This window comes from Sorangium sp. KYC3313, assembly GCF_052075895.1.
GTDB lineage: Bacteria > Myxococcota_A > Polyangia > Polyangiales > Polyangiaceae > Sorangium > Sorangium cellulosum_B.
Map to the genome: position 1 here is coordinate 3,842,918 of NZ_CP197255.1, position 8,760 is coordinate 3,851,677.

The following is an 8,760-nucleotide window of genomic DNA, read 5'->3' on the forward strand; positions in this document are numbered from 1 at the left end:
TCCACGTCTTATTTGCTGAGATTGAGACCCGTGAACATAAATTGTTTTTCGATCCTCGATATGATGACCATTTGGATGGATATCGTGCCGGTAGGTCCTACCACAACCACCCGTCGTTCGCCAAGCAGCCGGAGTGGGGGAAGCACGACATGGTCGCCGATCTGCACCAGCTCGGTAGCCATCGATTTTGTAGGCAGGGAGTAGAGCGCAGCCCGGATCGCGATGACGGCCTCGTCCCGCGGGAGGCCGAGCTTGTTAACCTGTGCCACCGCCTCGACGATCCTCCCGCCCTTCTGTTTGATCCTCAGGCCGATTCGAACGCCCTGCTGACGCGCTCTCTCCAGGAGGAGGGACTCTTGCTTCGCGACGGCCTGTGCAGGGGGTATAGGGCTGGCGTCCCCAAACTTCGGACTGGGCCGCTTGCCCGCTGCCGCCGTGCCTCCCTTCGCTCCTGTCGAGCCTGCCTCGGGCTGACGCGCCGGCGCTGCCTCCGGGGGCTCGGGAGGTTTCTTGCCGTCGCCGCCCTTCCCTCCGCTGCCGGTCGTCAAGGCCAGCAGCGCAGCCCCGGTGGGTGCAACCCCGACCGCGCCGCCGCCTACCTCCGCGACCGCTACAGCCGCACCCGGGGCGGTGAGCCGGAGGCCGGGGGTGATGGCTCCGCCACCTGCGGCTGCCCGCAGAACCATAGCGAACGGCAGGAGCGCCCTGGCCCGCTCCGTGGCAGCGCCCTGAGTGTCCCCCGCAGCCTCGAGCTTGTTCGCCTGCTGGAAGTGGCGTTGCATCACAACCGCGGGGTTTCTGTCCCTGGTCGCCTGGTAGAAGCCCTCCGTCTTTACATCGCTGTAGAAGCTCTGCGCGATGGCAATGGGATTGATGTAGACCACGGCATCGATCGCCTCCGTGACCGCCGTGCTCGTGCCGATCAGGCTCTCTTTGACAGCCTTTTCGGTTTTTCGGATCCCGGGGGTCGACGCGTACATGGCCCAGGCAAGCAGCTTGGCCTGTTCCCAGGTGCCAAACTCTTCACCTTCGTTCCCGCTCGGATCATGTAGCCGAACCGGATTCCCCATTACATAGTTATACAATCCTGGACCATCCACCATCCCCGCCGGATCTGCGCTCGTCCACCTCCCGAGCCAAGGCGCGTAGTACCGCGCCCCATGGTAGTAGAGCCCCGTTTCCTCGTCTTTCTCCTTCCCCGTGTACCGATACCGCCGCTGCGATACTTCGATGCCTGACGCCGCCGCCCAGTAAGCTGTCGTCCCGTACGGGTGGTACTCCTCGTAGCCGATCACGAGCCCTGCCCCGTCCACCTCCAGCGACGCCGATCCGAGGTGGTTGTCGAGCTGGTAGCGCACCCGCGGCGTCACCGTGAACGGCCCCGAGGTGTCGACCGTCTTGGTCTCGACCATGGCCACCCGCCGCGCGCTATCCATGACGTGCAGCGTCTGTCGCTCGAGCACGAGCCCCGTCGCGTCGCGCTTGCGGTAGACCTCGTAGCCGCCGATGTAGATGCGCTCCTCGACGAGCCCGTTGTGCTCCCAGACCTTGCGAACGCGCTGCCCGGCGGCGTCGTAGGCGTAATACACGACTCCGCCGCCGTCGAGATCGGTGCTTCGCAGCTGGTCGTTCTCATCCCACGTGAGCGCTTGGATGTGCGGCATGGCCGTCATGTTGCCGTGGGCATCATGGGTATACATCGGGCTCGACGGCTCGTCCTCAGGATCCCCGAACGTGCTCACGAGCCGGTTGCTCGTCATCTCGTAGGCATACCGCCGGATCCAGGTCCCCGCGCCGGCCAGATGCTCCATCCGCACGAGGTTCCCGACGGCGTCGTAAAAGTACTCCTCTGTATAGTTCCTGAGCGCCTGCGGGTTGTTCGGGTGGGGCAGCGCCTGGATCGGCAGGTCGTTCTGGTCGCGCTGCACGTCGGCGAGCCCGCCCGCGTGCTCTCGTCCCGTCGCCTCGATCAGGCGATAGACCGCGTCGTAGGCGTACTGAGCGTTCGGTGACACCACGGCGTTGTTGAAGAACACCGTCTGCTGCGCGCTGTCCTTGATCTCGACGATGTTCCCGACGGGGTCGTACGTGTACGTCAGGTTCTGGAGAACGGCGCCGTCCGAGCTGCGCGTCGTCCGGAGGCGCGCGAGCCGGCAGGTCAGCGGATCGTACGTGTATTCCGTGGACGTGCCGTTGCCGTAGTCGATCCGCTCTCGCTGGCCCTTCGCGTCGTAGTCGATGTTGTCAACGAACGTCGTCCATGTCGCCGCGCCCGGAATCCACACCTCAATGCGTTCGAGCAGGCCCGCCTCGTTGTACGTGGGCTTGATCTCGCTCGCATCCGGCGCGATCTGGCTCGTCGGCCGGTTCAGCGCGTCGTACTCCGTCTGCATCTCGAAGCTCTCGGCCTCGAGCAGCGGGTCGGCCGCGGCGGCGATAGCCGACACGTCCGTGAGCGCCGAGAGCACCGACCAGTCGGCGCCAGCATGCACCTCGCTGCGCAGCCGGCGCGACGCCTGCAGCAAGTTGCCCTTGAAGTCGTACGTCTGGCTGGTCACCACACCCGCACCATCATACACCTGGAACGCCCGCCCGCGAAGGTTGCGCTGCAGTGCTTCCGGATGCGCTTCGCCATAGACCACGCGCCTGACGAGGCGCTCGGGCTCGCCGTCGAGGAACAACCACGTGCGTGTCAGGCGTTGTAAGGCGTCGTAGGTGTGACGGCGATTCTGCCTCCTGCCGTTATAACTACGCACCAGCTTGTTGCCGATATCAACGACGTCCAGGTGAGCTCCACCGTCCGGGCTCGCCGTGGAAAAACGCCGCCCAAGGACGTCAAAATGCTCGGTGACCGCCTCGACGCCGCGCGCGTCGATCACACGGAGCACATGGCCTTGCACATCGAGCTTCCTGCGCGTCTCGTGGGAGGGGGCAGCCACTCCGTGGATCCTGTTGGGGATCACGGTCCAGAAGGCACGTCCGAGCGCATCGAGGTACGTGGCCGACGGCGTGTCCGCGTGCTCGAGCGCGAGCGTCGCGGCCCGCTGCTCTGCAGCGCTCGCCGAGCCCGACTGCCGTTCGGCCAGCCAGGGCGTGCCGATGACGGCGTCGTTCTGATCGAACGTCCGTGTGAGCCAGGCATCGAACTCCGCGCGGGATTCGGCTCCGTCGGGAAACTCCGTGCGGATGACGCGATCGAGCGGGTCGTAGTGCACGATAGGAGTGACGCCCCATTCCACCAGGTCCGACTCGTCCTCGTATTCCGCGGTTGAGCTGAAGAACGGTTCGAACTGCTTTACCGGATTGCCCTTGTTGTTGAAGACCGTGCGGCCTGTCCCGATCCAGCGGGCCGTCACGGGCCCGATGACGAGCGCGCCATTCCCGTCGCGCACGAGGACACCTTGACCGTCGCGGAGCGGCGCGTCACCTGGCTCGGCCTGAACCTTCTGCATCACCACGCGTCCGAAGCCGTCGCAGTAGGCGAGGCTCTCGTGAAACGGCGTGGTTGGGCTGCCGGCATGATGCACCTCGCGCGTGAACGTGTGCACGAAGGCCGGCTTCTGCTCGACCTGCCAGCGAAGAATGTCGTATTCGACGCGCGACGTCGGATTGTCGAGCGTATCGCCTTCGTTCGCGCTGTCCTTGCCCATCACGGCGCTACGGACGACCTCGCCGAGCGCGTCGAAGGCGACGGCGGAGCGGTTGAGGTTCGGGTCGGTGACGTGCCATGGGGCAAGGACGCGGTAGTCGTTCTCGGCCTGGACCTGATTGTTCAGCGGATCGGTCGTCGTCTCGATGAGCAGCGCAAAGTCGTCGTAGGTGACGAAGGAGTGCTCGCCGAACGAGTCGACCGCTTCCACGGGGAGATAAAAGCGCGCGGGATCGAAGATGAGGTGGCCGCTGGCCGTCCAGTACCCCCCGTCGCGCTGGACATAGCGCCCCTCGGACAGCAACACCGCAGGGTCGAACGCCGTCGCGCTGAACTGCCCGGAATCCTGGACGATCTCGCTCACGAGCCCCGGCGTCAGCGCGAGCTCGTAATGCTTGTACGGAAGCGCCAGGGATTCGACTTCACCGAGCGGCAAAGGCCCGGTAAGGTCGTCCTTGTAAAAGACCTGCTGCGTTCGCTGGATCAGGCGGCGCTGGGGTGCAAGGCCGGTCGACTCGCCCTCGTAGGGCAAATCGTCCTCCGGATCGAGCATATCGAGGACACCCGTCCCCTGGTCATCGTGCAGCGCGGAGCGAGCCAGCAAGCCCTGTCCAGCCGCCGGCAGCGTGAGCCCGGTGAGCTCGAAGTGCCGCTCTTCGCATCGCAGGCCAACCCTGTACCACGTGTCTTCCGCTGGCTTGTTGATGAAATCGGCCTCCGATACCGTCGCCCACGCGCGCCGCTGCTCCGGCTCTCCCGTGGCGCGTGCATACGCGAGCGACACCCTGCGCTTGACGTTGCCGAAATCGTCGACATCAATCACGAGGTCGTGGACGACGCGCGGATCGTCGGCCTTGCGCTCGCTGTGAATGAGGACACGCTCTCGATCATGCACCATGAAGACGCCGTGCCGCGTGCCTTCGCTCGTCTTGATGCGCCTGACGCCGAAGCTCTGCTCGGTCGTGACATAGGGGATGTTCTCCTTGTCTGTGCCGTCCAGAGCATAGACCTCTTGACGCAGCAGGCGCCCGCGCAGCGCTCGCGCCGCCTCGCGCTCGTCCTGAATGGACATGCCCTGCGGGAGCACGGTGTCCCTCAAGAGCAGGGCGGCCGGCCCCTTCTGGAAGTACTCCTCCGCCAACTCCCGTTCGAGCCGCTCTTTCTCGAGCCAAGCGCCCGTATGATACCAGCTCACCATCCGTACCGGCGCCTGGAAGAGCTCGGTCCCGGAGGCCCCAACCGTGAACTCCTCCGCGTCGCGCTGCTCGACGCGGGCGAACCCACGAAACTCGCGCTCCACGCCGTCGAAGAACCCATGCCGATAGCGATACGTCGTCACGAACCGGCTCTTCGAGATTGCGTCGACCCGCTCGACATGATCGACCACGTGCACGGGGAAGGGAAGGCGCGTGAGCCATTGGATGCCGGCGGCCTTGTCCTCGAGGTAAAACTTCGTCGACGGCGCGTAGCTGATCGTCGTCTCCACGCCGAGGTTGTTGACGACCGAGCGGAGTAGGTGCGGTTTCGCGCCCGCCATCAGGTCCACGTAGAAGATGGAACGCGCGGTGGGAAGCGGCGACGACCAGACCAGGCACGCGGTGCCCTGGCCGAGCAGATCGACAATGCCAAGCCGTACAGCGTTGTCCACCGGCGGCAGCGAGTGAATGTGCACCGGCGCAGCGAGGCGATTGCCGGATTCGTTCAGGTAGAGGGCGACGCTATCGCTCCCCAGATACAAGATGTCGCTAGTGCCCGAGCCGTCGACATCGCCGAAGCGGATGCGCCGCGCGTCGAACTCGTCCATGGCCGCGAAGACGGGGCCATTCTCCAGCGTGACCTTCTTGCCGAAGCGCCCATACCCGAGGTTGGGCCAGTAGCTCACCTCGCCGTTGCGCACGCGGACGATGTCGACGAGCCCGTCGCCGCTCATGTCGGCCAGCTGGATGCTCTGCTCCGGATCCGCGAACACGACCGCCGGCCCGCGCTCGTCGTCGTCCGTATAGGAGACGCGCTGGGCTTCGCCAAAGCCCTGCTTCGCCTTCGAGCGATACCAGACGAACGCGTGGTCCTCGGTGATCAGCAGGTCCGCGAGGCCGTCGCCATCGAGGTCGATAAAGCGCAAGTTCGGATCCATCCAGTCGATGTTCGGAAGGGACTCGAACGTCCGGAGCGCTTCGAAGCCGCCCTCTGGCGTGCTCGAGAAGTAGCCGGAGAGCGGGGCGCCGTAGGCGACCAGATCGAGCTGGCCATCCCCACCGAGGTCCTCCAGCTGCTGGATGCCCCCCACGAGCGTGCTCGGCGCGGGCAAGGCGGAGAGGGTGCGGGGCGCCTCCAGCTTTCCTTGCCCGCGGTTTGCTTTGTAGTACCAGGTCGACCCTTCGTCGATGAGCACCCCGGGGATGCCCTCGCCGTTGAGATCGATCCACTGCTTGGCCGCTCCGTCCATGCCGCCCTCGATCCCCACGAGGCTGTCGCGCGGGAGCGCGCTCAGCGTGTCGTTGATGACGGGCCGCACGTAGTCGAGGCGCAGCGTGGGGAGCACCTGGCGCTGCCAGGTGCTCGCGACCGTGTCGAACAGATAGCCCGCTTGCGTGACACCCACGAGATAGGTGAACGCTCCGTTGGCATCATACTCGAAGTCCGTCGACCTGACGAGCACCGGCGTGCCATTGGCGGGGAAGCAGTGAAACATGAGCACGCGGCGGCAAAGCCGGTACGTACGCACCTCGAACGTGGCCCTGTAGCTCGAGAACGGGTCCTGGCGGACCGTCCAGGGCGAGGTCCCCGGTCCGGTGTCCGCCGGTGTGGGTACGGCGGTGGTGGTCGTCTCGGCGGGCGCGTGCTCGCCGTAGTCGAACACCATCTCCATCATGAAGTCGCTCGCGACGAACGGGGCCGCGTTGCAGTAACGGACACGCTTCAGGTAACGCTGGGCAGTGGCAAGGAAGACAACATTCCCTCCCTGGCGCTTGAAGCGGCTCTTCTCGCTCAAGTCCGAAGGGTCGACGCCGCCGCCATCCTCGGCCTTGTACTCGTAACGAATGATGTTGCCGGTATCGTCGCGGCTCTCTTCGAGCAGCCACCTGAAGATGCGCGCATCGCGGCCCACCTCCGGGCCTCTGGGGTCCGCGATGCGCGCCTCGGGCGTCTGGCCATAGACGTGGGTTGTATTGTCCTTGGTGGTCACACGCCAATGCACGTCGCCGTCGTCCTTTCGGATCCAGCGCTCGATGCGCGCAAAGAGGCCTTCCACCCGCGGCCTGTAGGTGCGCGCGACATGGGTACCGCGATCGAGCTCAGGCGCGCCGGTCTGGCTGAGCGTGGGGACCAGATCTTCCGCGCCCGAGAGGATGTAGTCGTCAGACTCGATGTCGTCCCGGTAGCGCGGAAGGCCCTTGTCGGTCTTCCGGGAGATGCTCGCGATCGAGAGAGCGAATCCGAGACCGAAGGCGCCGTTGCCGCCCCCGCTGTCGTACGCGAGCTGGAGCTGCGGGCCGAACCCGCCGCGACCGGGCGACGCGGGGAGCGGAACGGCGAGCGACGAGGTGCCCGTCGCCGGGTTGACCGAGAATTTCTCGCCGATGCCGCGGATGGCACCTCCGCCCTTCGGCAGGGTGAGCGCGGGCAACAGGGGCTGCCCGCCAGGTTCGCGGCCCTTCCCATCGCCGGACCCGCCATCCTGGCGCGCAGCGCGCGCTTCAGCGCCCTGATCGGGCGTCGCCTGCGCGCGGTTCGTCGACGTCGTGTCCGGTTGGCCTTTACGGCCGTCGCTGGATCGCTCTCTCTTTTTCATGACGCCTCACCGACGGTTCAAGGGGCCACCACGCTCTGGATCAGTTGAATGCTGGGCTTCGGTGCCTTGCTCTCCTCGACCTGAAACAACGCCTTCATCTTCGCGAGCCTCTGCCGGATCCACTTGCTCGATGTGGCCGCCGTGAAGAGGCCGCGGAGCTGCTGCGGAGTGAGGTCGGCGACCTCGGAGACGACACCGATGCCGCTCCGCCGGATCCTCAGCGCGTTGTCCATCTGGTCTTTCCCGTGGGGAACGATGACGATGGGGACCTCCTCCCAGATGGACTCCTTGATCGTGGCGAGGCCGCCGTGCATGAACACCACCTCGGCCTGCTTCAGGATTTCGAGCTGCGAGACCCAGGAGAAGAGGCTGACGTTCTTTGGAAGTCGGTTGTTGAGCGGGTCCACGTCGACGCCATATTCGACGTTGAGCTGAGCGAGGAGCTTGTCGCCGACGGCGAGGACGAGATGATGGTTATCCATCCTCTGGGTCTTCATCATATCGATGAGGTTGTTGAAGAACTGCCGTGCCTTGAACTCGTAATCCTGGACTTGCGAGCCGGCGGTGCCGAAGATGAGCGGCTTGTCCGTCGGGATCCCCGCCGTATTGCCGGGCAAGGAGCCTCCGCCCAGGTGCTGCCGCGCGATCATGGGCTCGACGTACTTGACGTGGTCGCCATGATTCCAGTCGTCGTCGGTGAAGTCGAACGCACGGGGGCAAGGGATCAGCTCGAGCTTGTCTCGGAGCGGCTCGATGAATTGATCGATGTCGAGGCCCGGCTGCGGCGAGACGGAGTCGATGATCTTTTGCGAGACGGCGCGCGGCATGTAGACGAGCTTGGTCTTGGCGTGGAGCCTGGGCGTGTCGTCGGGGTGGCGGAGGTACGTGGTGATCAGGATGAAAGGGATCCCGTACTTGCGATGGATGAGCAGCGTTTCGAGCGCGGTGAAGTAGCCGCCGATGAGCAGGTTCGGCGCGGAGGGCCCGAGGAAGACGTCATCGAGCGCGCCGCGGCAGATCGGAAGGAGATGGTGCGGCTTCCAGCGCTGATCGATCGGCTCGAGCTTGTTCTCGTACGAGTGCCCGAGCGGGTATACCGATGGCAAAATCTCGTGGAACATCGGGTCGCTCAGAGAATTCATGTACGGTTCCATGATGAAACGGCAATCCGGGATGCCCATGAACTCCACGGTGTAGCCGGAGCTCTGCAGGGATTTGGCCAGGTTGATGCACGGAAGCCAGTGGCCCTGTTCTTTGTAAAGGTCGGGCCAGATCATTACTCTTGCCATGTCGCTCTCCTCATGACGCAGTAGAGACC

The 8,760-nt window shown here is 65.0% G+C and carries 2 protein-coding genes; both read right to left on the reverse strand.

The genetic code is table 11. The features are described 5' to 3' along the window. Nucleotides 1–8: 8 nt before the first annotated feature. The gene (locus ACSRUE_RS15015; RefSeq protein ID WP_441291587.1) at nucleotides 9–7,442 is read right to left on the reverse strand and encodes a SpvB/TcaC N-terminal domain-containing protein; all 7,434 of its coding nucleotides are present in this window, start codon (nucleotides 7,440–7,442) and stop codon (nucleotides 9–11) included. A 17-nt stretch (nucleotides 7,443–7,459) separates the two neighbouring features. Further along, the gene (locus tag ACSRUE_RS15020; protein WP_441291588.1) at nucleotides 7,460–8,731 is read right to left on the reverse strand and encodes a glycosyltransferase; all 1,272 of its coding nucleotides are present in this window, start codon (nucleotides 8,729–8,731) and stop codon (nucleotides 7,460–7,462) included. Nucleotides 8,732–8,760 lie beyond the last annotated feature (29 nt).

Coding starts and splice junctions, on each gene's coding strand:
- ACSRUE_RS15015 (WP_441291587.1), bottom strand. CDS start 7,442: ATGAAAAAGAGAGAGCGATCCAGCGACGGCCGTAAAGGCCAACCGGAC.
- ACSRUE_RS15020 (WP_441291588.1), bottom strand. CDS start 8,731: ATGGCAAGAGTAATGATCTGGCCCGACCTTTACAAAGAACAGGGCCAC.